20 protein-coding genes and 1 pseudogene are annotated in these 24156 nt (G+C 68.0%); 7 read left to right on the forward strand and 14 right to left on the reverse strand.

Translation table 11 applies throughout. From position 1 onward, the window contains the following. Positions 1-526 (reverse strand): annotated as a pseudogene (locus Q7V15_RS03370) (bifunctional uridylyltransferase/uridylyl-removing protein); the annotation flags it as partial. 268 nt (positions 527-794) lie between these two features. On the opposite strand from Q7V15_RS03370, the gene Q7V15_RS03375 reads away from it, so the two are divergent. Next, complete coding sequence (locus tag Q7V15_RS03375) at positions 795-2495, forward strand: AIPR family protein (protein ID WP_304753830.1); 1701 nt, start codon at positions 795-797, stop codon at positions 2493-2495. Between the two features lie 72 nt (positions 2496-2567). On the opposite strand, the gene Q7V15_RS03380 is transcribed toward Q7V15_RS03375, so the two are convergent. Continuing rightward, complete coding sequence (locus tag Q7V15_RS03380) at positions 2568-3320, reverse strand: molybdopterin-synthase adenylyltransferase MoeB (protein ID WP_304753831.1); 753 nt, start codon at positions 3318-3320, stop codon at positions 2568-2570. Positions 3321-3361: 41 nt separating this feature from the next. Between Q7V15_RS03380 and hslV the strand changes: the two genes are divergently transcribed. Together hslV and hslU are read left to right on the forward strand one after the other, a co-directional pair. Continuing rightward, the gene (hslV, locus tag Q7V15_RS03385; protein ID WP_304753832.1) at positions 3362-3913 is read left to right on the forward strand and encodes an ATP-dependent protease subunit HslV; all 552 of its coding nucleotides are present in this window, start codon (positions 3362-3364) and stop codon (positions 3911-3913) included. A 31-nt stretch (positions 3914-3944) separates the two neighbouring features. After that, complete coding sequence (hslU, locus tag Q7V15_RS03390; RefSeq protein ID WP_304753833.1) at positions 3945-5249, forward strand: ATP-dependent protease ATPase subunit HslU; 1305 nt, start codon at positions 3945-3947, stop codon at positions 5247-5249. Here hslU and Q7V15_RS03395 read toward each other — a convergent pair. Together Q7V15_RS03395 and epmA are read right to left on the reverse strand one after the other, a co-directional pair. Then, positions 5246-6304, reverse strand: a complete 1059-nt coding sequence (locus tag Q7V15_RS03395) for a lysine-2,3-aminomutase-like protein (RefSeq protein ID WP_370689762.1) — start codon at positions 6302-6304, stop codon at positions 5246-5248. The genes hslU and Q7V15_RS03395 overlap by 4 nt on opposite strands. Before the next feature lie 39 nt (positions 6305-6343). Then, positions 6344-7390, reverse strand: a complete 1047-nt coding sequence (gene epmA, locus Q7V15_RS03400) for an EF-P lysine aminoacylase EpmA (RefSeq protein ID WP_304753834.1) — start codon at positions 7388-7390, stop codon at positions 6344-6346. A gap of 141 nt (positions 7391-7531) precedes the next feature. On the opposite strand from epmA, the gene efp reads away from it, so the two are divergent. Then, positions 7532-8098 (forward strand): elongation factor P, encoded by a 567-nt coding sequence (gene efp, locus Q7V15_RS03405; RefSeq protein ID WP_300579140.1) that lies wholly within the window; start codon positions 7532-7534, stop codon positions 8096-8098. An 8-nt stretch (positions 8099-8106) separates the two neighbouring features. Here efp and Q7V15_RS03410 read toward each other — a convergent pair whose 3' ends face one another. Then, a complete protein-coding gene (locus Q7V15_RS03410) occupies positions 8107-8964 on the reverse strand; it encodes a Ku protein (protein ID WP_304753835.1) in 858 nt (285 codons plus the stop codon). Positions 8965-9167: 203 nt separating this feature from the next. Next, the gene (locus Q7V15_RS03415) at positions 9168-10682 is read right to left on the reverse strand and encodes a carboxylesterase/lipase family protein (protein ID WP_304753836.1); all 1515 of its coding nucleotides are present in this window, start codon (positions 10680-10682) and stop codon (positions 9168-9170) included. Between the two features lie 260 nt (positions 10683-10942). Between Q7V15_RS03415 and Q7V15_RS03420 the strand changes: the two genes are divergently transcribed. Then, positions 10943-11938, forward strand: coding sequence for a sensor histidine kinase (locus tag Q7V15_RS03420; protein WP_304753837.1), 996 nt, complete (start codon positions 10943-10945; stop codon positions 11936-11938). A gap of 13 nt (positions 11939-11951) precedes the next feature. Here Q7V15_RS03420 and Q7V15_RS03425 read toward each other — a convergent pair whose 3' ends face one another. From Q7V15_RS03425 to Q7V15_RS03435, 3 genes are read right to left on the reverse strand one after another with little or no spacing between them, the layout of a single operon-like run. Then, positions 11952-15167, reverse strand: a complete 3216-nt coding sequence (locus tag Q7V15_RS03425) for an error-prone DNA polymerase (RefSeq protein WP_304753838.1) — start codon at positions 15165-15167, stop codon at positions 11952-11954. 7 nt (positions 15168-15174) lie between these two features. Then, entirely contained in the window at positions 15175-16716 is a 1542-nt protein-coding gene (locus Q7V15_RS03430; protein WP_304753866.1) for a DNA polymerase Y family protein, read from the reverse strand. Next, entirely contained in the window at positions 16616-17482 is an 867-nt protein-coding gene (locus tag Q7V15_RS03435) for an ImuA family protein (RefSeq protein ID WP_304753839.1), read from the reverse strand. Before Q7V15_RS03435 ends, Q7V15_RS03430 begins: the two co-directional genes overlap by 101 nt. Positions 17483-17732: 250 nt before the next feature. Between Q7V15_RS03435 and Q7V15_RS03440 the strand changes: the two genes are divergently transcribed. After that, positions 17733-18266 carry an NUDIX hydrolase gene (locus Q7V15_RS03440; RefSeq protein ID WP_304753840.1) on the forward strand — a complete coding sequence of 178 codons (534 nt, stop codon included), beginning with the start codon at positions 17733-17735 and terminating at the stop codon, positions 18264-18266. Here the strand turns inward: Q7V15_RS03440 and Q7V15_RS03445 are convergent. Continuing rightward, positions 18244-19749, reverse strand: coding sequence for an inorganic phosphate transporter (locus Q7V15_RS03445; RefSeq protein ID WP_304753841.1), 1506 nt, complete (start codon positions 19747-19749; stop codon positions 18244-18246). The genes Q7V15_RS03440 and Q7V15_RS03445 overlap by 23 nt on opposite strands. A gap of 171 nt (positions 19750-19920) precedes the next feature. On the opposite strand from Q7V15_RS03445, the gene Q7V15_RS03450 reads away from it, so the two are divergent. Continuing rightward, entirely contained in the window at positions 19921-20244 is a 324-nt protein-coding gene (locus Q7V15_RS03450; RefSeq protein ID WP_304753842.1) for a hypothetical protein, read from the forward strand. Here the strand turns inward: Q7V15_RS03450 and Q7V15_RS03455 are convergent. The 4 genes from Q7V15_RS03455 to Q7V15_RS03470 all read right to left on the reverse strand — a co-directional run bounded on the left by Q7V15_RS03455 (position 20223) and on the right by Q7V15_RS03470 (position 24108). Beyond that, positions 20223-20618, reverse strand: a complete 396-nt coding sequence (locus tag Q7V15_RS03455) for a hypothetical protein (RefSeq protein ID WP_304753843.1) — start codon at positions 20616-20618, stop codon at positions 20223-20225. The two genes, Q7V15_RS03450 and Q7V15_RS03455, sit on opposite strands and share 22 nt — an antisense overlap. A 41-nt stretch (positions 20619-20659) precedes the next feature. Continuing rightward, on the reverse strand, positions 20660-22237 hold the full coding sequence (gene serA / locus Q7V15_RS03460) for a phosphoglycerate dehydrogenase (RefSeq protein ID WP_304753844.1): 1578 nt from the start codon (positions 22235-22237) through the stop codon (positions 20660-20662). 102 nt (positions 22238-22339) lie between these two features. Continuing rightward, positions 22340-23524, reverse strand: a complete 1185-nt coding sequence (locus tag Q7V15_RS03465) for a phosphoserine transaminase (RefSeq protein ID WP_304753845.1) — start codon at positions 23522-23524, stop codon at positions 22340-22342. 98 nt (positions 23525-23622) lie between these two features. Further along, complete coding sequence (locus Q7V15_RS03470) at positions 23623-24108, reverse strand: hypothetical protein (RefSeq protein ID WP_304753846.1); 486 nt, start codon at positions 24106-24108, stop codon at positions 23623-23625. Between the last annotated feature and the right edge of the window lie 48 nt (positions 24109-24156).

Raw genomic sequence — 24156 nt, forward strand, 5'->3', positions numbered from 1 at the left:
GGATGGTGAAGTCTTCCCGGGCGAGCTTGACGCACTCATCCACCGTGCGCGAGGCGTGCCCCACCTTGAAGCCCAGATCCCAGAGCGCATAGAGCATGAACTCGATCACGCTCTCCACATGGGCGGTCTGCTTGTAGGGTCGCAGGAACAACAGATCGAGGTCGGAGAAGGGCGCGAGCGTGCCCCGCCCATAGCCGCCGACCGCCATCACCGCCAGGCGCTCGCCCTCGGTGGGATTGCGCGCCCGGATCATGTGGACGGTGGTGAAGTCGTACAGCGCGGTGACCACCTCGTCGGTGACCCCGGACAGGAGCCGTGCGGTCTCGATGCCGCCGGCCCCATTCTCCAGCCGCTCCTTGGCGATCATCCGGCCGCGAAACAGCGCCTGCTTGAGGATCTCCAGCGCCCGCCTGCGCTGCTCGGCCTCATCGCCGGCCGCATCCAGCGCCGCCGCCGACAACTGTGCCCGCAGCCGCACCCCATCGACGACATATTCCAGGCGGGTCGGCTTCAGACGAGGGGGCATGGGCTCTGGGGGCTGTGGCGGCGCAGGTACAGCATATAGGGGATCAGCCCTGGCGCGTCAGGTCGAGGGGTTTGGGGCCGGGGCAGGGTCGACCATGGCAGGTCAACTAAAGCGCAGGGCAACTTCGCTCTAGTTGCCAACCCTAGCATCTGCGAGCGGTCAGTCGCGGCGCTTCGGCGCGTTCGCCTACGACAGGGCGTCGGCAAGGGAAGTGGCGTTGGATAGACGTCCGCGATACAAAGATAGCGCTTCAAAGGGGGAACTTGTCATGGCGGATAACTCGCAGCAGTTGCTGGACGACGTGCTAAAACAACAGCGTGAGGAACTCGCGCCCGCACTCTCTGATCAAGATTACTTTGAGGTTTTCTGCGCCGAACAGATCCTCAAGGATTATGATCTTTCCTACGAGGAGGTGCAGGCGGGCATTGTGGACGGCGAACACGACGGGGGCATTGATTCTGCTTACGCTTTTGTAAACGGCGAACTTGTCTATGAGGATTTTGACGTCTCTCCGTTCAAGAAGGACGTGCGTATTGAATTGCACATCATTCAGTCGAAGACATCCGGGGGCTTCAGCGAAGTACCAGTTAACAAACTAATTTCCGTTACTCGGCACCTTCTAAAGCTCGATGCCGACTATGATCAATTTCCACAATATAACTCAGCGGTAAAAGGCGTACTAGAAAATTTTCGGCAGGCTTATCGCGGCCTCGCGGCCAAGTTTCCGACGCTCCGAGTCTGCTATCATTATGCTTGTAAGCGCGCCGACTCGGATATCCACCCAAACCTCGAACTTAAGGCAAAAGAACTATACGAGGTTGCTCTAAGTCTCTTTCTGGATGCAGAAGTAGAGATGGAGTTCTTGGGCGCTCGTCGATTGCTAGAGCTCGCCCGGCGCCGTCCGAAGACGACTTACGATCTAAGAATCTCTAAGAACTTAACTGGCACTAATGGCTACATCGTCCTCTGCCCGCTTAAAGAATATTCGCGGTTCTTGAAGACGGCTGATGGAAAAGTGCGTGCAGAGTTATTCGAGTCTAATGTGCGCGACTTCCAGGGCACGACAGAGGTGAACGCAGAAATTGTAGCGACTCTCCAGAACGAGAAGGTAGTTGATTTCTGGTGGATGAATAATGGAGTGACGATACTAGCTAGTCGCGCGACGCTTAATGGCGACGTTGTTACTATCGCCAACCCGCAGATCGTTAACGGGCTTCAGACCTCCACCCAAATAGCCCGCCACTTCGATGAGCAGGCCGATGATCAACGTAGCGTAATGGTAAAAATCGTTTCCTCAGAAGACGAAGAGACACGCGACAAGATCATTAAGGCAACGAATAGCCAGAATCCTGTACAGCCCGCCACCCTTCGGGCGACCGATAAGGTGCAGCGCGATATCGAGGACGCGCTTAAGTCTGCCGGATTGTATTATGATCGCCGCAAGAACTTCTATAAAAATGAGGGCAAGCCGGCCGACAAGATTATAAGCATTCCACTTATGGCACAGGCTGTAATGACGATTTTACTAGGGAGGCCTGACACCGCGCGCGCGCGCCCTTCGTCGTTGATTAAAGACAATGCAGTGTATGCATCAGCCTTTTCCGAAACCTATCCCATCGGGCTCTATACAAATGCTGCGCTTTTGATTCGTATGGTTGATGGAGTACTCAAAACACGCTCCGAAATGACCGGCCGCGACCGTTCGAACGTCCGCTTCTATGCCCTGTTCTGGTTGGCAGCACTGCTAACCCGTAAGGCCGCGCCCAAAGCGGCGGACGTCGCCAAACTCGACATTAAGAGTGTCGATGTCAGCGAGGTGGAGGCTGCGGCAGATGCGGTCTGGGGAATTTACGAGGCGCTGGGTAAAAGCGATCAAGCCGCGAAGGGCTCGGAACTTCGGAAGCTTACAATGGAAGGTGTCGCTAAGCGCGTCGCCGAGCTGAATGTACCATCTCCGAACGCAGCCTAGTTTCACTGATTGGGCGTGGATGAAGCTCGACGTTGTCGGACATATCCACAACCAACCTTCCGGCCGCGCTCGCTAGTTTCTGACAAGGTCCCCCCCACACACCTCACACCCCGGATCAGCGCCAATCCGTACCGTCCGCGTCTCCGCGGCCAGGCCGTCATAGATCAGCAGCCGGCCCTCCAGCGGCTCCCCCGCCCCCGTAATGACCTTGATCGCCTCCAGCGCCATCATCGAGCCGATGACGCCGGCGAGCGCGCCGATGACGCCGACGGCGGCGCAGGTTTCGGCGTCGGGGGGGATGGCGGGGACCAGGCACTGGTAGCAGGGCTGGCCGGTGAAGACGCCCACCTGGCCGGTCCAGCGGCCGATGGCGCCGGAGACCAGCGGCTTGGCATGGGCCACGCAGGCGGCGTTGACCGCAAACCGGGTGGCGAAGTCGTCGGTGCCGTCCAGCACCAGGTCGGCGCCGGCGATCAGGGGCCCGGCGTTGGCGCTGTCCAGGGCCAGGCGGACGGGATTGATCTTCACATGGGGGTTGAGGGCGGAAAGCTCGGCGGCCGCGGCCTCGACCTTGGCCCGGCCCACGTCTGAGGGGCGATAGATCACCTGCCGTTGCAGGTTGGAGAGGTCGGCCTCGTCGGGGTCCACCAGGGTGATCTGGCCCACGCCGGCGGCGGCCAGATAGAGGCTGGCCGGGGCGCCCAGGCCGCCGGCGCCCACGATCAGCACATGGGCGGCCTTCAGCCTCTGCTGGCCCGGCCCGCCCACTTCGCGCAGCACCAGATGGCGGGCGTAGCGCTCGACCTCGGCGTCGGAAAATTCCATGGCGCTTGACCTCACCTGCCCTGGTCGCCACATCCCGGCGGATGTCGCAGACTTCTTCCAACTTCCCCGACTGGCACGGCACGACCATCCTGGCGGTGCGCAAGGACGGCCAGACCGTCATCGCCGGCGACGGTCAGGTCTCCATGGGCCAGACCGTGGTCAAGGGCAACGCCCGCAAGGTCCGCACCCTGGCCGGCGGCCGGGTCCTGGCAGGCTTCGCCGGCGCCACGGCCGACGCCTTCACCCTGATCGAGCGGCTTGAGACCAAGCTCGAACAGTATCCGGAACACCTGGCCCGGGCCTGCGTGGACCTGGCCAAGGACTGGCGCACCGACCGCTACCTGCGCAAGCTGGAGGCCATGCTGCTGGTGGCCGACAAGGACGCCATCTACACGGTCACCGGCGTCGGCGACGTGCTGGAGCCCGAGAGCGGCGTGGCGGCCATCGGCTCGGGCGGCAACTACGCGCTCGCCGCCGGCATGGCCCTGATGGACTCGCAGCTTTCGGCCGAAGAGGTGGCCCGCAAGGCCATGGGCATCGCCGCGCGCATCTGCGTCTACACCAATGGCGAGCTGACGGTCGAACGTCTCTAAGGCGGCCCGTCGGCTCAAACCTAGTGAACCCATGACAGACTTCTCCCCCCGCGAGATCGTTTCCGAACTCGACCGCTTCATCGTCGGCCAGAAGGACGCCAAGAAGGCCGTCGCCGTGGCCCTGCGCAACCGCTGGCGCCGCCGTCGTGTGCCCGACGCCCTGCGCGACGAGGTGACGCCGAAGAACATCCTGATGATCGGCCCCACAGGCGTCGGCAAGACCGAGATCGCGCGCCGGTTGGCCAGGCTCGCCAACGCGCCCTTCCTCAAGGTCGAGGCCACCAAGTTCACCGAGGTCGGCTATGTCGGCCGCGACGTGGACCAGATCGTTCGCGACCTGGTGGAGAGCGCCATCGCCATGGTCCGTGACAAGCGCCGTGGCGCCGTCGCCGCCCGGGCCGAGGCTGCGGCTGAGGAGCGGCTGCTGGACGCGCTGACCGGCCCCGGCTCGACGGCCGCCCGTGAGAGCTTCCGCAAGAAGCTGCGGGCCGGCGAGCTGGACGACAAGGAGGTCGAGCTGACCCTGGCCGATTCCGGCGGCATGCCCCTGTTCGACGTGCCGGGCCAGCCGGGCGCGTCCATGGGGGTGATGAACATCTCCGACATCATGGGCAAGGCCTTCGGCCAGGGCCGCACCAAGACCCACAAGACCACGGTGATCGGCGCCTGGGCGCCGCTGATCGCCGAGGAGAGCGACAAGCTCCTGGACCAGGAGGCTCTCACCCAGGAGGCCCTGCAACTGGCCGAGAACGAGGGCATCGTCTTCCTGGACGAGATCGACAAGGTGGCCAGCCGTTCCGACCGCGCCGGCGCCGATGTCAGCCGCGAAGGGGTGCAGCGCGACCTGCTGCCCCTGATCGAGGGGACCACGGTCGCCACCAAGTACGGGCCGGTGAAGACCGACCACATCCTGTTCATCGCCTCGGGCGCCTTCCACGTGGCCAAGCCCTCGGACCTGCTGCCCGAGCTGCAGGGCCGCCTGCCGATCCGGGTGGAGCTGAAGGCCCTGACCCGGGATGACATGCGCCGCATCCTCACCGAGCCCGAGGCCAATCTGATCCGTCAGAACCAGGCGCTGCTCGCCACCGAGGGCGTGACGCTGACCTTCACCGAGGAGGCCATCGATGCGCTGGCCGATTCCGCCGTGGCGGTGAACGGCTCGCTGGAAAACATCGGCGCCCGGCGCCTGCAGACGGTGATGGAAAAGGTGCTGGAGGAGATCAGCTTCACCGCCGCCGACAAGGACGGCGAGACCCTGACCATCGACGCCGACTATGTCCGCCAGCGCCTGGGCGAGCTGACCGGCGACACCGACCTGTCGCGCTACATCCTCTAGGCTTTAGGCGGATAGGGGTGGCGGACCCCTTGCGGGTCCTCGACCGCGTAGGCGCCATCGCCGCCTTCGATATAGTCCGGGCCGATGGGCGACTTGCCGTGACCGCCGGGGATGTCCAGCACATAGGTCGGCTGGCAGAGGCCGGAATAGTCGCCGCGAAGGGCGCGCATCAGGGCCTGGCCCTCAGCTATCGGAACCCGCAGATGGCTGGTGCCCGGCGCGAGATCCCCCTGGTGAAGGTAGTAGGGCTTGATCCGGGTCTCGATGAAGGCCCGCATCAGGGCGCCCAGGATGGCGACATCGTCATTGATCCCCCGCAGCAGCACGCTCTGGCTGACCATGGCGATGCCGGCGTCGATCATCCTGGCGCAGGCGGCCCGCGCCTCTGGCGTCAGTTCGTCGGGATGGTTGGCGTGCAGGGCCACATAGACCGCCTTGCCGGGCGCGCTTAAGGCCGCGACCAGTTCGTCGGTCACCGCGGCCGGATCGACCACCGGCAGGCGGGTGTGGAAGCGGACCACCTTCACATGGTCGATGGAGGCGAGACCCGCCATCAGTTCGGCAAGCCTTCGCGGCGACAGCACCAGGGGATCGCCGCCGGTGACGATGACCTCCCAGATCTCGTCATGCTCAGCCACATAGGCCAGCGCCGCGGCGAGTTCGGCCGGCGTCAGCGCGCCTTCGCCGCCCGGCCCCACCATTTCGCGGCGGAAGCAGAAGCGGCAATAGACCGCGCAGACATGGGTGATCTTGAGCAGCGCCCGGTCGCCATAGCGGTGGACGATCCCCTTGACCGGCATGTGGGCGTGATCGCCGATCGGGTCGGCGCGCTCTTCGGGCGTGGCCTCCAGCTCGGCAGGATCGGGCAGGTACTGGCGGGCGAGCCCCGGCCCGCCCTCGGCGATCTGCTGGGCGAGATAGGGCGTGATCGCCACGGCGTAGCGGGCGGCGACCGCCTCCAGCGGCGCGATGTCGGCGGGCGCGATCAGCCCGGCCCCGGCCAGGGCGGCAGGCGTGCGCAGGGTCTTGGGCGCCGGGCTCGTCATCGGCGGCATATGGCTGAGATGCGCCCGGCCCGCAATGGAAGCCCCCTGTCAGACCTCGGCCACCGGGGTCCAGATCACCTGTTCGATCCGCTGGGCGCCAGAGGCCAGCATGACCAGGCGATCGAAGCCGAGCGCGGCCCCGCTGGCGGCCGGCATGTGGGCCAGAGCGGCCAGGAAATCCTCGTCGATGGGATAGCGCTCCCCATAGACCCTCGCCTTTTCGTCCATCTCGGCCTCGAACCGCCGGCGCTGTTCATCGGCGTCGGTGAGTTCGCCAAAGCAGTTGGCCAGCTCCACCCCACAGGCATAGAGCTCGAACCGCTCGGCCACCCGGGGATCGCTGGCCTTGGGCCGCGCCAGCGCGGCCTCAGCGGTGGGATATTCACAGAGGATGGTGGGCCGGCCAAAGCCCAGGTTTGGCTCCACCTTTTCGACCATCACCCGGCTGAAGATGTCGGCCCAGGTGTCGTCGGCGGCCACCCGGATGCCCGTGCCCGCCGCCGCTTGAGCCAGGGCCGCCCGGTCGGTGGTCCCGCCATCGCCCACCGTCGCCAGCAGGTCAATGCCTGCGAACTGCGCATAGGCCTGGGCCACCGTCACGCGCTCCGGCTCGGCGAAGGGGTCGGCCTCCGCGCCCCGCCAGGTCAGCACCTTGGCGCCCAGGGTCTGCGCCGCCAGGGCCAGCAGGCTGGCGCAGTCCTCCATCAGGGTCTCATAGGGGGCGTCCGTCCGATACCATTCCAGCAGGGTGAATTCCGGATGGTGCAAAGGCCCGCGCTCGCGATTGCGCCAGACCCGGGCCAGGTCAAAGATCTTCGTCTCCCCCGCCGCCAGCAGCTTTTTGCAGGCGAATTCCGGCGAGGTGTGCAGGTGCATGGCCGCCCGGCGCCCGTCGTGCCCGATGGCCTCTGTCGAAAAGGCGTGCAGGTGCGCCTCATTGCCCGGCGAGACCTGCAGGGCCGCCGCCTCCACCTCGGTGAAGGCCTGATCCTCGAACCAGCGGCGTACGGCCTTGGTGACCTGCCCGCGGGCGGTCAGGAAGGGGCGGCGGTCGCGGTGGGCGTCCCGATCCCACCAGGGCGTCACGTGCGGCATGAAGTTGTCCGGCCAGTAATGGAAAATCAGCGCCAAAGCTGGCGAAAACGCCTGCGATCCTATAGGTGCGCGGGACCTCTATAGGTTTTTGAGATCAAACGGGCCCGCGTCGGCCCGCCCCAGGTTCGAGGAAGACATCACGTGAAGGTCGCCGCCAGCTCGCTCCGCAAGGGTAATGTCGTCGATGTGGACGGCAAGCTCTACGTGGTCCTGACCGTCGAGAACATCCACCCCGGCAAGGGCACGCCCGTGACCCAGCTGAACATGCGCCGCATCTCCGACGGGGTGAAGGTGTCGGAACGCTACCGCACCACCGAGCAGGTGGAGCGGGCCTTCGTCGAGGAGCGGGAGCACACCTTCCTGTACCAGGACGGTGAGGGCTATCACTTCATGAACCCGGAAAACTTCGACCAGCTGGTGGCCCCGGAAGACGTGATCGGCGACGCCAAGGTCTATCTGCAGGACGGCATGGCCGTGCAGCTCTCGACCCATGAGGGCGTGCCCATCGCCATCTCCCTGCCCTCTCGGGTGACGGTCGAGATCACCGAGACCGAGCCGGCCATGAAGGGCCAGACGGCGTCCTCCTCCTACAAGCCGGCCATGACCGACGCCGGCCTGCGGGTGATGATCCCGCCCTACATCACCGTGGGCACCCGCATCGTCGTCCTCACCGAGGATGGCTCCTATGTGGAACGCGCCAAGGACTGAGCCTCGGTCTAGGCGCTCTTCTTCCGGGTCGATTTGGCCGGCCCGCGCTTGGCCTTGGCGCCGGCGCGGCTGGCGGGCTTGCGCCGGGCGCCGCCGGTGTCGCCCAGGCTGCGCTTGAGCTGCTCCATGAGGTCGCTGACCTCCAGGTCCTTGGGCGCCTCAGGCGCCTCGATGGTGTGGCCCTCCTCCTTTTCGGCGATCAGGGCGCGCAGGGCCTCTTCGTAGCGATCGGCGAACATGGCCGGGTCGAAGTCGCCCTCCTGCTGCTCGATGATCTTGGTGGCGATTTCGACCATCTTCTTGTCGGGCTTGAGGTCGGGAATGTCCTCAAAGGCCTCATCGGCGCTACGCACCTCGTCGTTCGAGCGCAGGGTGTAGGCGAGGATGCCCAGGCCCCGGGGCTCCAGGGCCATGACCCGCTCGCGCTGGTGCATGGCCAGCCGGCCCAGCGCCACCTTGCCCGAGGCCTCCATGGCCGAGCGGATCACCGTATAGGCCTCCACCGCCATGTCCCCATCGGGGACCAGGAAATAGGGGGCGTTCCAGTAGAGCCGGTCGATATCGGTCTCGTCGACGAACCGCTCGATATCCAGGCTGCGGGTCGTCTCCAGCTTGACGTTGTTGATCTCGTCCTGGGTCAGGACGACATAGCGGCCCTTCTCGATCTCATAGCCCTTGACGATATCGGCCCGATCCACCGGCCCGCTGTCGGGGTCGGTGGGGATCATGCGGATGCGGTTGTGGGTATCCTTGTGCAGCATGTTGAAGCTGACATCGCCCGAGCGGCTGGTGGCCGTGTAGAGCGTCACTGGGCAGCTCACGAGGGACAGGCGCAGATAACCCTGCCAGGTGGGACGGGCGGCCATGGGAGGAACTCCGGCGAATTGTTGAGTCACCTCAACGCCTTGGCCGGTGATTCGTTCTTAGGCTGCGGAGTCAGAAAGAGGGGACACGAAGACAGCCAAGGACACGAAGGCGCCGGCGACCTTGTTCTTAGTGTCCTTCGCGCCCCTTTGTGTCCTTCGTGACCCGTTCTTTATAGCGCCTGCGGCGCGTAAGCCGCCGTCGGCTACTTCGCCGGCAAGCCGAGCGTCGGCAGGGTGAACTGTTCCAGGGCGTCCAGCTGGCGGCGGCCAAAGCCCTGGCGCACGGCGGTCTCGGCGCCGAACTCCAGGAGTTGATCGGAGACGGGGTCATAGGCCGGCCAGGCCTGGTCCTCGCAGGACGGCGCGCCCGTCCTGGCGAAGGCGACCCAGCAGCCGTGCATCAGGGTCGCCATGGCCCGGTCCTCGTCGCTGACCACGCTGTCGGGCGTCCGGCGGCCCCAGTATTCGAAGACGTACTGGATCTCCGCCGCATGATGGGCCCGGTCCAGGACCCGCCGGAACCGGTCGCCCACATAGGAGAAGTGATAGAGGAAGGCCGGCGCCCCATCGGCGGCCTGGCCGGCGATCCAGCGGGCCGGCGCGCCGAACACCCGGTCGGTGAAGACCGCCCGGCCCAGGGCCTCGTCCCCCTCGGCGGCGGCTTCCTCGTAGAAGGCCCGCGCCATGGGCGGCAGGTTGGCGGCGAACCTCGCCCCGCCGCCGGGACCGCCCAGCAGGCTGTCCTCTCCATTGTTCCAGCCGATGATCATCGGCACGTCGATCTCAGCGCCGGCGGCGAAGGCCTGGGTCGCCGTGCGCGGCAGGAGCCGCCCGTCAGGGAAGGGGCCAAACTCGCCCTCGACGGTTTTGATCAGGGTGTCTGCGGGCACGGCGCGCAGCTGGGCGGTGGTGGCCTTGGCGGGCAGGCCGAGCTTCTCGCCCGCCGCAACGCCGATCTTTTCCCGGGCCGCCAGACTGTCCGGCTCAAACCAGCCCCCGCCCGACTGGACGATGGCCTTGTGGAACAGGCCCTTGGCCTGGGGCGTCGCCAGCAGGGCGAGCGTGCTCATGCCGCCCGCCGACTCGCCGAAGACCGTCACATTGCCGGGATCGCCCCCAAGGGCGGCGATGTTGCGCTGGACCCACTTCAGCGCCGCGATCTGGTCCATCAGCCCATAGGACCCCAGCGGGGCCTTGGCGCCGGCGGACTTGGTCAGGGCTGGGTGAGCGAAATAGCCCAGCGGACCCAGGCGATAATTGATCGCCACCAGCACTATCCCGTCGCGGGCGAAGTTCTGGCCGTCATAGACCCAGCCGGCGCCAGTGCGGTGCGAGCCGCCGTGGAGCCAGACCATGACCGGGGCGGGCTTGGCGTCCGGCCGGTAGAGGGGGGCGAAGACATTGAGCTGCAGGCAGTCCTCGCTCATCGGCCCATTGGCGCCGCCGGCGTTGGGGGCGCCGTCCTCGCGCATGGGCTGGGGACAGGAGGGCCCGGCCGCCACCGCCGGCCGCGCGCCGGTCCAGGGCTGGGGCGCTTGCGGCGGCGCCCAGCGCAGGGGCCCCACCGGTGGGGCGGCATAGGGGATGTTGCGGAAGATCCGCGCCCGGTCGGTGGCCTCGCCGGCCAGAACCCCGCTCTCGACGCCTACCCGAACCGTCTCTGCGCCCACCGGCGACGCCAGAAGCGCCAGGGCCGCCGCCATGATCCAAGCCCGCATCCCGAAAGCCTCCATCCCCGATTTAGCAGGAGGAGACGGGGCGGCAGGGCCAAGGTCAAGGGAAGGGTGTTTGACATCTAGGCGGCGACGTCGCCCCCGGGAGGGCGGCCGCGGTTTTGTCATGACATGTGCTAACTGGAGATCCCGGCGCTCCCTTGGCGCAGCGCCTGAGCGATCTTGCCTTGGCAAAGGTTGCTACGGGTCGCCGATATCCGTCATTGGGCTGCGGTCGTCCTGAAAGGACTGAGGAATGCGTGTCCATGGCTGAGCCGAGCGCCCCTGTGTGGGATGAAAGACGCCTGCGGCTCGGCGTGACCGCCGCCGGTGTCGCCCTATGGTCATGGAACGTCGACAGTGACGCATTGACCATGGACGACGTCGGTTACGAGCTCTGGACCGTGCCCAATGACGTGATCGTGACATTCGAGGATCTTTCGGCGCACATCCATCCCGCCGACCGCGACCGGGTGCGGGTGGCCTTCAACGCCACCCGCGGCATTGTCGGGCCCTATGAGATCGACTTCCGGATTCTGGTCGGGGACGACGTGCGCTGGATTTCCGCCCGCGGGCGGGGTGATGACGAGGATATTGAGGGCCGCGTCATGTACGGGGTCTTTCTAGACGTCACCGGCCGCAAGCAGGCCGAGGAGGCGAACGAGCTGCTGGCGGGCGAGATGAGTCATCGGGTCAAGAACCTGATCACCATCGCCGGGGCGCTCACCTCGATGACATCGCGATCGGCGGAGACCAAGGAAGACATGGCGCGGGAGCTGATTCAGCGTCTCTCCGCCCTGGGCCGGGCTCACGACCTGGTCCGTCCTGTGCCGGGCCAGACTGATGAGGCCACCTTGCTTGGCGACCTGCTGTCGGTGCTGCTCAATCCCTATGACGACCTCGGCGCGTTCAGCGGACGCATCCGCGTGGCTGTGCCGCGGGTTGGAATAGGCGAGGGCGCCGCCACCGCCCTGGCCCTGGTGATCCACGAACTGGCCACCAACGCCGTCAAGTATGGCGCGCTCTCGGTGGCGGCCGGGTTGCTCGATGTGTCGTGCAAGATCGTGCAGGACGAGGCGGTGATCGTCTGGACGGAGCGCGGCGGGCCGGCAGTCAACGCCCCGAACCCAGGGTCGGGATTTGGCGGACGCCTCCTGGACCGTGTGGTGGAACGTCAGCTGCGCGGGTCGGTGGAGTACCAGTGGCCCGTCGAAGGCATGATCGCGACCCTGACGTTCAAGGCCGACCGCCTGGCGAGCTGAGACCCGCGCCCGATCAGTGAAAATCCCGGCTGCGGATCAGGCGGCCGGTGACCTTGGAGGCGGCGGCGATCTCGGCCCGATCCTCCCGCAGGCGGGAAAGCTGGGGGGTCAGGTCCTCGAAGCGTTCGGCCACCACATGGATCACCTCGCCGGCCTTCTGCAGCCGGCCGTGGACCAGCAGGAAGGCCGAGGTCATCACCAGCCGGCGGTGGGCCTCGAAGGCGTCCTTCCAGATCACCAGATTGGCCCCTCCGGTCTCGTCCTCCAGGGTGACGAAGGTGACCCCCTTGGCCGTGCCCGGCCGCTGGCGGACCAGGACGAGGCCGGCCACGCAGACCTTGGCGCCGTGCCGCAGGCCAGCCAGCTGGACGGCGGGAACCGCGCCCCGGTCCGCCAGCCCCCGGCGGAAGAAGCCGCAAGGGTGAGCCTTCAGGGACAGGCGCGTGGTCCTGTAGTCCTCGGCCACCTGGTGAGGCAGGCTCATCAGGGGCAGGTCGGCCTGGGTCTCCGCCGCGGCCAGCCCGCCTTGGCGAGCGAACAGGGGAGCGGTGTCCTCGACGCGGCCCTCGCCGGTCAGCCCCTTGGCCAGCCAAAGCGCGGCGCGCCGGTCGAGACCCAGGGACCGACAGGCGTCGGCCTCGGCCAACAGATCCAGGGATCGCTGCGACAGACGGGCCTGGCGGGCGAGCCGCGGCAGGGTGTCGGCGCCGGCCGCCCGGGCGTCGACCAGGCGGTCCATCTCCTCGCGGCTCAGGCCCTTGATCATGCGCAGGCCCAGGCGCACGGCCTTCAACCGGCCCTCCGCGTCCGGAGTCTCCAGGGTGCAGTCCCAGGCGCTGGCCAGAATGTCGGGGCCGCGCACCTCCACCCCATGGTCGCGGGCGTCCCGGACCAGCTGGGCGGGCTGGTAGAAGCCCATGGGCTGGCTGTTGAGGAGCGCGGCGCAAAAGACGTCGGGCCAGCGCTGCTTGACCCAGGCCGAGGCGTAGACCAGCAGGGCGAAGCTGATCGCGTGGCTCTCAGGGAAGCCATAGGAGCCGAAGCCCTCGATCTGGGCGAAGCAGCGCCTGGCGAAATCGGGGTCATAGCCCCGGGCGACCATGCCTTCGATGAACTTGACCCCATAGTCCCCCACATTGCCGTGGTGGCGGAAGGTGGCCATGGCCCGGCGCAGGCCGTTGGCCTCGGCGTCGGTGAACTTGGCCGCCTCGATGGCTAGGCGCATGGCCTGCTCCTGGAACAGCGGCACGCCGAGCGTCTTGCCCAAGACCTGTTTCAGTTCGTCAGCCGGCCCGTGGTCGGGATGGGGGGCGGGGAAGTCCACCGGGTCCTTGCCCTCCCGGCGGCGCAGATAGGGGTGGACCATGTCGCCCTGGATGGGGCCTGGCCGCACGATGGCCACCTCGATCACCAGGTCATAGAACCGCCGGGGCTTGAGCCTGGGCAGCATGGACATCTGGGCCCGGCTCTCCACCTGGAAGACGCCGACGGAATCGGCCCGGCTCAGCATGTCATAGACCGCCGGGTCCTCCTGAGGGATGTCGGCCAGGTCGTGCAGGTGCTGGCCGTGGTCGGCCCGCAGCATGGTGAGGCTCTTGCGCAGGGCGCTCAGCATGCCCAGCGCCAGGACATCGACCTTCATCAGGCCCAGCGCATCGATGTCGTCCTTGTCCCACTCGATGAAGGTACGGTCCTTCATGGCCCCATTGCCAATGGGTACGGTCTCATCCAGCCGCCGCTTGGTGAGGATGAAGCCCCCCACATGCTGCGACAGGTGCCGGGGAAAGCCGATCAGCGCCGTGGCGAGCGTGGTGGCCCGGCGAATCTGCGGATTGTCGGGATCGAGCCCCGTCTGGCGGACATGGTCGTCAGGCGTGCCGGTCCCGTAACTGCCCCAGACCGTGCCGGCCAGCGCCGCGGTCACGTCCTCGGTGAGGCCGAGCGCCTTGCCCACCTGGCGGATGGCCATGCGCGGGCGATAGTGGATGACGGTGGCGCAGATCGCCGCCCGGTCGCGGCCATAGCGGCCATAGACGTACTGCATCACCTCTTCGCGCCGCTCGTGCTCGAAATCCACGTCGATGTCCGGGGGCTCGCCGCGCTCTTCAGAGATGAAGCGGGAGAACAATAGGTCCTGGTCGGGCTTGGTGGGGTCCACCGCCGTGACGCCCAGACAGAAACAGACGCAGGAATTGGCCGCCGATCCTCGCCCCTGGCAGAGAATGCCCTGGGCCCGCGCCCAGGCGACGATGTCATGGACGGTGAGGAAATAGTTGGCGTAGTCCAGCCGCTCGATCAGATCGAGCTCATGGTTCAAGAGCTTGCGCACCTTGTCCGGCACGCCCCGCCGGTAGCGCTGGGAGGCGCCGCGCCAGGTGATGTCGCGCAGGTGGGCGATGGGGGTCTTGCCCGGCGGCACGGGCTCGTCGGGATATTCGTAGCGCAGCTCTGACAGGTCGAAACCGATCAGGCCGGCGATGGCTGTCGACCGTTCCAGGGCCTCTGGAAAGCGGGCGAACAGCCGGGCCATCTCGGCCGGCGACTTCAGGTGCCGCTCGGCATTGGCCGCCAGGCGCCAGCCGGCCTGGTCGATGGTGGTCTTTTCGGCGATGCAGGTCAGGACGTCCTGCAAAGGCCGCCGCTCCGGCCCGTGATAGAGCACGTCATTGACCGCGGTCATGGGCGCGCCGCTGGCCGAGGCCAGGGCCTCCAGCTGGGCCAGCCGGGGCAGGTCCCGGGCGCCATAGCCCCTCGCCGCCGCCAGCCAGACCTGGCCCGGAAAGTCCCCGGCCACCTTGGCCAGGGCCTGGGCGAAGGCCTCGTCCAGGTCGGTGGGCGGGACGGCCAGCACCACCTGGTCCTCCGCATGGGCGGCGAAGTCCTCGTAGAAGAGCTCGCAGCCCCCCTTCCTCGCCCGCCGCTGGCCGAGCGTTAGCAGGCGGGTCAGGCGGCCATAGGCCTCCCGGTCCTTGGGATAGCAGACCAGGCTCGGCGTCCCGTCGGCGAAGTCCAGGCGGGCCCCGGTCAGGACGCGGATCTTTCGCTCGCGTCCGGCGCTCCAGGCCCGCACGACGCCGGCCAGGCTGTTGCGGTCGCAGACGCCGATGGCCGCAATCCCCAAAGCCTCGGCGGTGGCCACCAGCTCCCACGGGTGGGAGGCGCCCCGCAGGAAGGAGAAGTTGCTGGCCGCCATCAGCTCGGCATAGGCGGGGGAGGGGTTAGGCGACATGGCTCGCCTATCCGAACAGGCCGTGCAGCCACCACCTGGCCGGGGCGCCCGCCTCATAGAGGCCGGCGCGGAAGATCCAGAACCGGGCGCCGGCCTGGTCCTCCACCCGGTAATAGTCCCGCACATGGGTGGTCGAAGCCGCCTCGATGGGCGCCTTCCACCATTCCTCGGCGATCCGTTCGGGCCCCTCGGCCAGACGCACCCGGTGCAGCTGGCCCCGCCAGCGGAACTGCACCGGCGGATCGTCCGGCACAGGGGCCGTGGCCTCAATGGGTTCGGGCCGGCGAAACAGGCGGATGGGCCTGGGCCGCGCCGGGTCCCAGCGGGCTGGCGGCTCGGGAGAAAAGGGCGCGCGCCTGGCCACCGCCCGCTCGGGCACATGGCTCTCCACCGCCTGGCTGGTCCAGACCCGCTCAGCCCCCAGGCGGTTGGCCAGGCGGTCCACCAAAGGTGCGATCTCCACAGCGCTCTGGCCCACAGGCTCCGGGGCCAGGGCCGCCTGCCGGGCGCTCAACGCCTCCACCTCGAAGGCCGCGAGCGTCACCTGCTCCACCCCAAAGCCCGGATCCACCTGGTCGAGCCTGGGCAGGAAGAGGCGGGTGATCCGCGCAGCCTCCCGGGCGCCGACGGCCAGGCCCACCTCCACGGTCTGGGGCCGGCCGTCCACCCGGTGATAGGCGAGCTCGAAGCGCCGGGCGCCCTGGCCCTCGGCGCTCAGCCGGGCGCAGAGCCGCTCGACGATGTCGCCGCACACCCGGGCCAGATCCTCTGGCGTGCTGATGGGCTCGGCCAGGATCAGGCGGTCGAACCAGGGATTGGGGGGCCTGCGAAAGGCCAGGGCCTCGGGCGCCTCGCCCAGGGCCTGATCCAGGCGGGTGATCAGCTCCAGGCCAAAACGCTGGGCGAGCTGGCTGCGCGGCAGGCGGCGGACCTCGCTGACCTTGCGCAGGCCCAGGCGTTCCAGCTGGGCGCAGGCGGCCTCTGAAATGCGCAGGGCGCTGGGGGGCAGGGGATCGAGCACCTGTCCTTGCCGCCCCGGCGGGCAGAGGCCGGCCCCGTCCCCGTGGCGGGCCAGGGCCCAGGCGGCGCCCGGCGTATCGGCCACCCCGCAGACCACGGGCAGACCGTTGCGGGCCAGGCGGCGGCGGAAGTCGGCTGTCAGGGCGGCCTCGCCCCCCCAAAGATGGGCCAGCCCCGTCACGTCCAGGAACAGGCCGTCAGGCGGATCGGGCGCCACCGCCGGGGAAAAGCGCACGCACCAGTCCACCAGGGCCCCGAGGGCCTGGGCGTCGGCCTCAGGCTCGGCCTCGGCGGTGACGAGATCAGGGACATAGGCCAGGGCGTCGGCGGCCTTCTGACCGGGAAACAGGCCAAGGGCCCTGGCCGCCCTGTCCACGGCCGCCAGCCGGCGGGTTCCACGGCTGGTCTCCACCAGGGCCAGGGGGGCTTCAGGCGCGGCGCCGGCGCGGCGCCCCTTGCCCCCCGGCGGGGAAGGGGACGGCGGGGCTTGCGGGGCGGGCGGCGGGTTGCGTCGGCGCCAGTTGTCGATCGCCCAGGTCGGCGACCAGGCGCAGAGGATGCGTGCCATCCTGGATCTCCGTATCGTCATAGGCGGCGGGACTTTCAAACAGCCAGGCGCCGGGGCGTCCGCCGCGACAGCGCTCCAGGGTGGCGCGCCAGCGGGGCGCCCCCAGGCCCGGCCGCCCGGCCATAGGCGCGCTGGGGGCCGGGGCGATGGACCAGCGGGAGGCCGCCGCCGATCCCTGGGCCGCGCCCGCCGCTCCGCCGCCAAAGGGCCGTCGGGCGATGAGGAAGCCGGTGGCCTGACCCTTTTCGCAGGCCAGCTGCAGCCGGCGGCCCGCCGTCAGGTCGCAGGCCTGGGCCTCCACGAACACGACGCCCACCCCGGACGCCGCCAGGGCGTCCTCGGCCGCGGCCAGGGCCTGGGCCTCGTCCCTGGCCCAGACCTCGATCAGGGCGCCTGCGGGAAAGCCCAGCCCCGCCAGGCCGGGCGCGTGCAGGTCGTCCCGCCGGGTGATCCATACCGCCGGCCTCTTCCTCAGGAGGGGCAGGGCCATCAGGGCGGCGAAGGCGGCGGGCGCGGCGGCGGTCTCGGTCTCCATCCCTTCGCCCCCCACCTCATGCCAGCGGCGCAGGGGCAGGCCCCGGCCGCCCGGGAAGCAGCGGTCGATGCGCGGGTCGCCGAAGGGGAGGGACTCAGACTCCCCCCGCCCGCCCGTCTCCAGGGCGGCGATCTTCGCCCGCACGGCGTCCAGAGCGCGTTCCGCAGAGGTGGACCCCGGTTTTACGGTCAAGATGCGCTCCTGCTCGGGGCGCCCGCTGCAAAAACCGGCCATGGCTCCTCATCCTTTGTTCTAGTTTTGTTCTAGTCCGGAGTCCGCCAGAGTCAATCAACCCAGAATGAGTCGGCGGACCTCGGCCCTCGCCGGCCCTCGCGAATCTGATACCCCCAGGGACCGCGTGGGCGCCGGCCAGACCGCGAACCGGAGCCCGCGCCCCGCGTTGCGTCCTGGTTCAGGCGACGCATCGTCAGGAAGGGCGCGCATGCTGCGACGATTTATCGACTGGTGGCGGGGGCCAGCCCCCGTTCCCCGGACGCCCGCGGCGCCGACCCGGCAGGCCGGCGCGGTGCCCTATCGCGTGACGGACAAAGGCGTGTCGGTCCTGCTGGTCACCTCGCGGCGCACCGGCCGCTGGGTGTTTCCCAAGGGCGGGCTGATGAGCGGCCGCACCCCCTGGGAGTCCGCCGCCCAGGAGGCCCTGGAGGAGGCCGGGGTCGAAGGTGAGGTGGAGGATGTGGCGCTCGGCGCCTATCCTTCCGTCCGCATTCGCGGCGATCGTCGGGAGGATCTGGAGGTCAGCCTCTACCTCCTGCGGGTGACCCGTCAGCTGGACCGCTGGCCCGAGCGGGGGCAGAGGCGCCGCCGGTGGATGAGCCTGTCCGAAGCCGCCGTCCGCCTCGGCGACCCGGGCCTGGTCGATCTGCTGAACCGGGCGGCCGAGCGCCTGGAGGCCCAGGCCGCGCCGGTCAAGGCAGCCAAGGGCCGCCGCAAGATCAAAGCCGCGTCAGGACGCTGAGCAGGCCATACATGCCGGCCGCCAGCCCTCCGGCCGCCGGGACGGTGATCACCCAGGCTGCGGCGATGCTCCAGGCGTGACGCCGGCGCACCAGGCGGCGCTTCTCCGTCTTCTCCCGCTGACGTTCAGTGAGCTCGACAGGCGGGGGCGGCGGGGCGGCGAGGCCTTCGGGCGCGACCCCGTTGGGCCGCCGCCGCACCCCGCGATTGGTCAGGATCTCCCGCAGCAGACCCACCCCGAAAATGCCGCCAATGGCGATGTGGGTCGAGGAGACCGGAAGGCCCAGGGTCGAGGCGCCCAGCACGGTGATGGCCGCGGCCTGGGCCACGCAATAGGCCCGCATGGCGTCCATCTTGGTGATTTTCTCCCCGACCGTGCGGATCAGGCGGGGGCCGAACAGAGCCAGGCCAAGGGAGATGCCCACCGCCCCGATGGCCAGCACCCAGAGCGGCAGGGCGACATCGCCGGCCGTGGTGGCCGAGCCGGTCTGGGTCGCGCTGACGATGGCCGCCAGGGGACCCACGGCGTTGGCCACATCATTGGCGCCGTGGGCGAAGGACAGCAGCGCCGCCGCGCAGATCAGCGGCAGGACGAACAGCCGGCTGACCTCCTTGCGACGGTTCTCCATCCTGGCCGCGCGCCGCGCCACCCATGGGCGGGCCGCGAGCCAGCCGGCCAAGGCCATGATTCCGCCCAGGACCAGAGCGGTCTGGCCAGACGGGCTCCAGACCCGGTTCAGGCCCTTGCTCAGCATGTAGAGGGTGAAGACTCCGCTCATCAGGCCAATCAGCACCGGCACCCAGGTGCGAGCCGCTGCGACCCGGTCCTGACGGAACAGGATGGTCACCTTGATCAGGCCCAGCAGGCCCGCGGCCACAAGTCCTCCAAGGACTGGCGAAATCACCCAGCTGGCGGCGATGGCGCCGAGCGTCGGCCAGGCCACCACCCCGAAGCCGGCGGCGGCGACGCCGGAGCCCAGGACGGCGCCGACAATGGAGTGGGTGGTGGAGACCGGGGCCCCGATCACCGTGGCCAGGTTGATCCAGACCGCAGCGGCGAACAGGGCGGCGGTCATCACCAGTATGAAGTTCACCGTCCCCAGGTCGGCCGGCGGGGTGATGATGCCCTTGGAGACGGTGGAGACCACGTCGCCCCCGGCCAGGATGGCGCCGGCCGCCTCACAGACCCCGGCGATCACCAGGGCCGCGGCCATGGGCAGGGCCTTGCCGCCTACAGCCGGGCCCATATTGTTGGCCACGTCATTGGCGCCGATGTTCAGGGCGAGGTAACCGGCGATCACGGCGCCGACGATGGCATAGATGGCCAGCGGGCCGTCGCCGACCACCAGGGTGGCGAAGATGGTGACCGCCACCAGGAACAGGACTGACAGCCCCGGCAGGGCGATGGAGCGCGACAGGTCGTGGGTCGCGCTCTGCAGGCGGGTGACCTTACCGAGGTCCTTGTCGAGGGTGGTCTTGGCCAAGGGGCGTGTCTTCCGTGGAGCCGATCGTCCGTCGGCGGCGCATTAGCACAGACGGTCGTCCAAAACAGGGGCGCGACGCGCCCGGGACGACGCGGGGCCGGACATTTCACTTGTCGGCCGCCCCTGGGTGGTCAAACCTGACGCCGCAGTTTGATGGAGATTTTGAACTTCATGCGCCATGTCCTGCTCGCCACGCTGGCGGCCATCCTGCTGGCCGGGCCGGCCGCCGCCCAGGAGACGCCGCCGCCGCAGGGGCCCGCCACCGAGGTGAGTGGGGTGAATGTGGATGGAGAGACGCCGCCCGTTCCACAGACCGACCCGGTGATCTGCCGGCGGGTGGAATCGACCGGCTCACGGATCTCCACCCAGAAGGTCTGCAAGCCCAAGAGCGAGTGGGTCGCCCAGAGCCGGCGACGCTCGGGCGGCGGAGACGTCAACCAGTCCGACTGCGGCGGCCCCTCGGGCTGCGAAATCTACGCCTTGCCGTCCACCTGAGGGAGGCCAGCGGCGGGGACCATCCAGTCGGGTTCCGGCGTGACCGGGAAGCGGACGGCGGCGATGTGGGTGCGGCCTTCCAGCCAGGCCTTGGCGAGACGGTGGGCGCCGTCCATCAGCTGACCCTCGGCGTTGAGGATCACCGGATAGGTCAGATCGGCGTTGAAGATGCGCTGCGCATGGCCCGCCACCTCGCGGATGCTGGGCTTATGACGGCCCTGGAACCAGCAATCGACGTCAAACTCAGGAATGTCGGAGAGGGCGACCGGCTGCACGGGCAGGTCGGCCGCCAGGGTCCAGAGGCGCTGAGTCCACCAGTACCCGCGCCCGCCGGGCACGGTGCGGGAGTGCTTCTCATCAGGGGGGCCGGCCATGGCGGCAGCGTCGCTTTGACGCCGCCGCCTGGCAAGACCGATCAGAAGCGCAGGGTGCGGGCTTCCTTGACGTGGGGCAGGGCCTGGATGTTGGTCATCAGGGCCTCGCTGGGCACCTGGTCGACGCCGACCAGGGCGATGGCGTCGTCTCCGGCCGAGACGCGACCGAGGTTGAAGGTGGCGATATTGACGCCGGCCTCGGCCAGCATGACCCCGAGCGCGCCGATAAAGCCCGGCTTATCCTCATTGTTCACATAGAGCATGGTCGGGCCGAAGGGCGCGTCCAGATCCATGCCCTTGACCTCCACCACCCGCGGCGTGCCGGCCAGGACCGAGCCGGCGAACGAGCGCTTGCCCTTCTCGGTGGTGACCGTGATGCGGATCAGGCTCTCATAGATGGGGGAGTCTTCCTGGTGCGACTCCGACAGGGTGATGCCGCGTTCCTTGGCCACGGCCGGGGCCGAAACCATGTTGACCGCGTCGCCCAGCATGGGCCGCAGGACGCCGGCCAGGGCCGCAGCGGTCAGCGGCTTGGCGTTCAGCTTGGAGACCTCGCCCTCATAGGCGATGTCGATGGCCGCCACCCCGTAGTCGACCATCTGGCCGGCGAAGACGCCGAGCTTGCCGGCGAGGGCGATGAAGGGCGCCAGGCGCGGGGCCTCTTCGGCGGTGACCGAGGGCGAGTTCAGCGCATTGGTGACCGCGCCGGTGAGCAGGTAGTCGCTCATCTGCTCGGCCACCTGCAGGGCGACATTTTCCTGGGCCTCGTTGGTGGAGGCGCCCAGGTGCGGGGTGGCGATGAAGTTCTCGGCCCCGAACAGGACATTGGCCTTGGCCGGCTCCTCGACGAAGACGTCAAAGGCCGCCCCGCCGATATGGCCTTCGTCCAGCAGCTTGCGCAGGGCGGCTTCGTCCACCAGGCCTCCGCGGGCGCAGTTGATGATCTTCACGCCCTTCTTGGTCTTGGCCAGGTTCTCGGCCGACAGGATGTTGCGGGTCTTGTCGGTGAGCGGGGTGTGCAGGGTGATGAAGTCGGCCCGGGCCAGCAGATCCTCCAGCTCCACCTTCTCCACACCCAGCTCCACGGCGCGCTCCGGCGATAGGAAGGGGTCGTAGGCGACCACCTTCATCTTCAGGCCCAGCGCCCGGTCGGCGACGATGGAGCCGATATTGCCGGCGCCGATCAGACCCAGGGTCTTGGCGTAGACCTCGACGCCCATAAAGCGGTTCTTCTCCCACTTGCCGGCCTGGGTGGAGACGTCGGCGGCGGGCAGCTGGCGGGCCAGGGCGAACATCATGGCGATGGCGTGCTCGGCCGTGGTGATCGAATTGCCGAAGGGGGTGTTCATCACCACGATGCCGGCGGCGGTGGCGGCGGGGATGTCGACATTGTCGACCCCGATGCCGGCCCGGCCGATGACCTTCATCTTCTTGGCGGCGGCGATGACATCCTTGTCGGCCTTGGTGGCCGAACGGACGGCCAGGCCGTCATAGTCGCCGATGATCTGCAGCAGTTCGTCCTTGGTCAGGCCGGTCTTCACATCGGCGTCGACGCCGCGTTGCTTGAAGATCTCGATGGCGGCGGGGCTCAGCTTGTCAGCGATCAGGACGCGGGGCATGGGGGGTCTTTCTGGGATGCACGCCTGCCGTTCGCGGTCAGGCGGTGATGTCGGGGAAGGCGGGAGCGTGCGCGGCACGCCCCCTTCAGGTCGGACGGAGGCTCAAGCCGCCTGGAGGTCGGCGACCAGGGACTCAAAGGCCCAGTCCAGCCAGGGCGTGAGCGCCTCCAGGTCGGAGGTCTCCACCGTGGCGCCGCACCAGATGCGTAGGCCCGGGGGAGCGTCGCGATAGCCGCCGATGTCCAGGGCCACGGCTTCCTTCTCAAGCGCTGAGGCCAGCTTCTTGGCGAAGTCGGCCTGGGCCGCTTCGTCCAGGGCCGTGACCTTCGGATCGACGACCTTCAGGCAGACCGAGGTGTTGGAGCGGAGGGCCGGATCGGCGGCCAGGAACTCGACCCAGTCTGTCTTTTCGACCCAGCGGGCCAGGACGTCGAGATTGGCGTCGGCCCGGCGGCGCATTTCCGTCAGGCCGCCGATGCGCTCGGCCCATTTCAGGGCGTCGATGGCGTCTTCCACACACAGCATGGACGGCGTGTTGATGGTGGCGCCCTCGAAGATCTCGAGATTCACCTTGCCGCCCTTGGTCATGCGGAAGAGCTTGGGCATCGGCCAGGCCGGGCTGTAGCTTTCCAGGCGGGCGACGGCGCGGGGTGACAGGATCAGGACGCCATGGGCGGCCTCGCCGCCGAGCGCCTTCTGCCAGGAGAAGGTGACCACATCGAGCTTGGCCCAGGGCAGGTCTTGGGCGAAGGCCGCGCTGGTGGCGTCGCAGATGGTGACGCCCTCGCGGTCGTCGGCGATGAAGTCGCCGTTCGGGACTCGCACGCCAGACGTGGTGCCGTTCCAGGTGAAGACCAGGTCGGCGTCCTTGCGCACCTTGGTCAGGTCCGGCAGCTCGCCATAGGGGGCCGACAGGACCTCGGCCTCGATCTTCAGCTGCTTGGTCACGTCGGTGACCCAGTCCTTGCCGAAGCTCTCAAAGGCCAGCAGCTGCACGGGTCGCGCGCCCAGCATGGACCACATGGCCATCTCGACGGCGCCGGTGTCGGAGCCCGGCACGATGCCGATCAGGAAGTCGTCGGGGACCTGCAGCACCTGGCGGGTGCGGTCGATGGCGTCCTTCAGCCGCGCCTTGCCCAGCTTGGAGCGGTGCGAGCGTCCGAGGACGGCGTTGGTCAGATTTTCGGGGGTCCATCCGGGGCGCTTGGCGCACGGGCCGGACGAGAATTCAGGGCGAGCCGGCCGCATGGCGGGCTTGGTATGGTCAGTCACTGCGATGTCTCCCATCCTTGCAGATGAGCAGCGCCCCGTTGGGAGGGCGTGGCCCGCCGCGCACAAACGCCCATTTGCGCGTCAGGACAAGCAGTTTTTTGCTGAAAACCCCGTCAGATTGTCTCAGCGCGGGCAGGAATGACCGCCGCCTCAGCCCGCCGCCGCCGCCGGCTGGCGGCCCAGGTTCCCAGGGTCAGACAAGCCAGAATTCCGAAGAAGTTCAAATTGTTGATGACGACATAGATGGCGTCATGCTTCCGCTCCAGGACGAAGTAGGCAGCCTGAAGAGAGAATTGGACCGCCTGGAACAGCATGGCGCCGCCAAGCCAGAGGCTTGTGAAGCGTATAGCTAGCCCCAGAAACCCCAGGGCAAGAGCGCCTTCAAGGATCATCCGCCCGACAAGAAAAGCCTCATACTGCCGCAGGCCATTCGAGTACGCGAAGAGGTCGCCAGCCGCGGTAACAACCGTGAGCGTGAGGATCAGGCCAGCGCCGACGCGTTCAGGGGCGCCACCACGGCAAAATGCGAAAGCGCACACCGTCAATAGTAGGGTCCAAAGGAGAACCCACGTCAGAATATAGATTGTGCCAGCAGTCATCGTTGCGCCTCTAAACCCGATTAGAGGCGCAACGAAGTTAATCTATTG

This window comes from Phenylobacterium sp. (assembly GCF_030651755.1).
Lineage (GTDB): Bacteria > Pseudomonadota > Alphaproteobacteria > Caulobacterales > Caulobacteraceae > Phenylobacterium.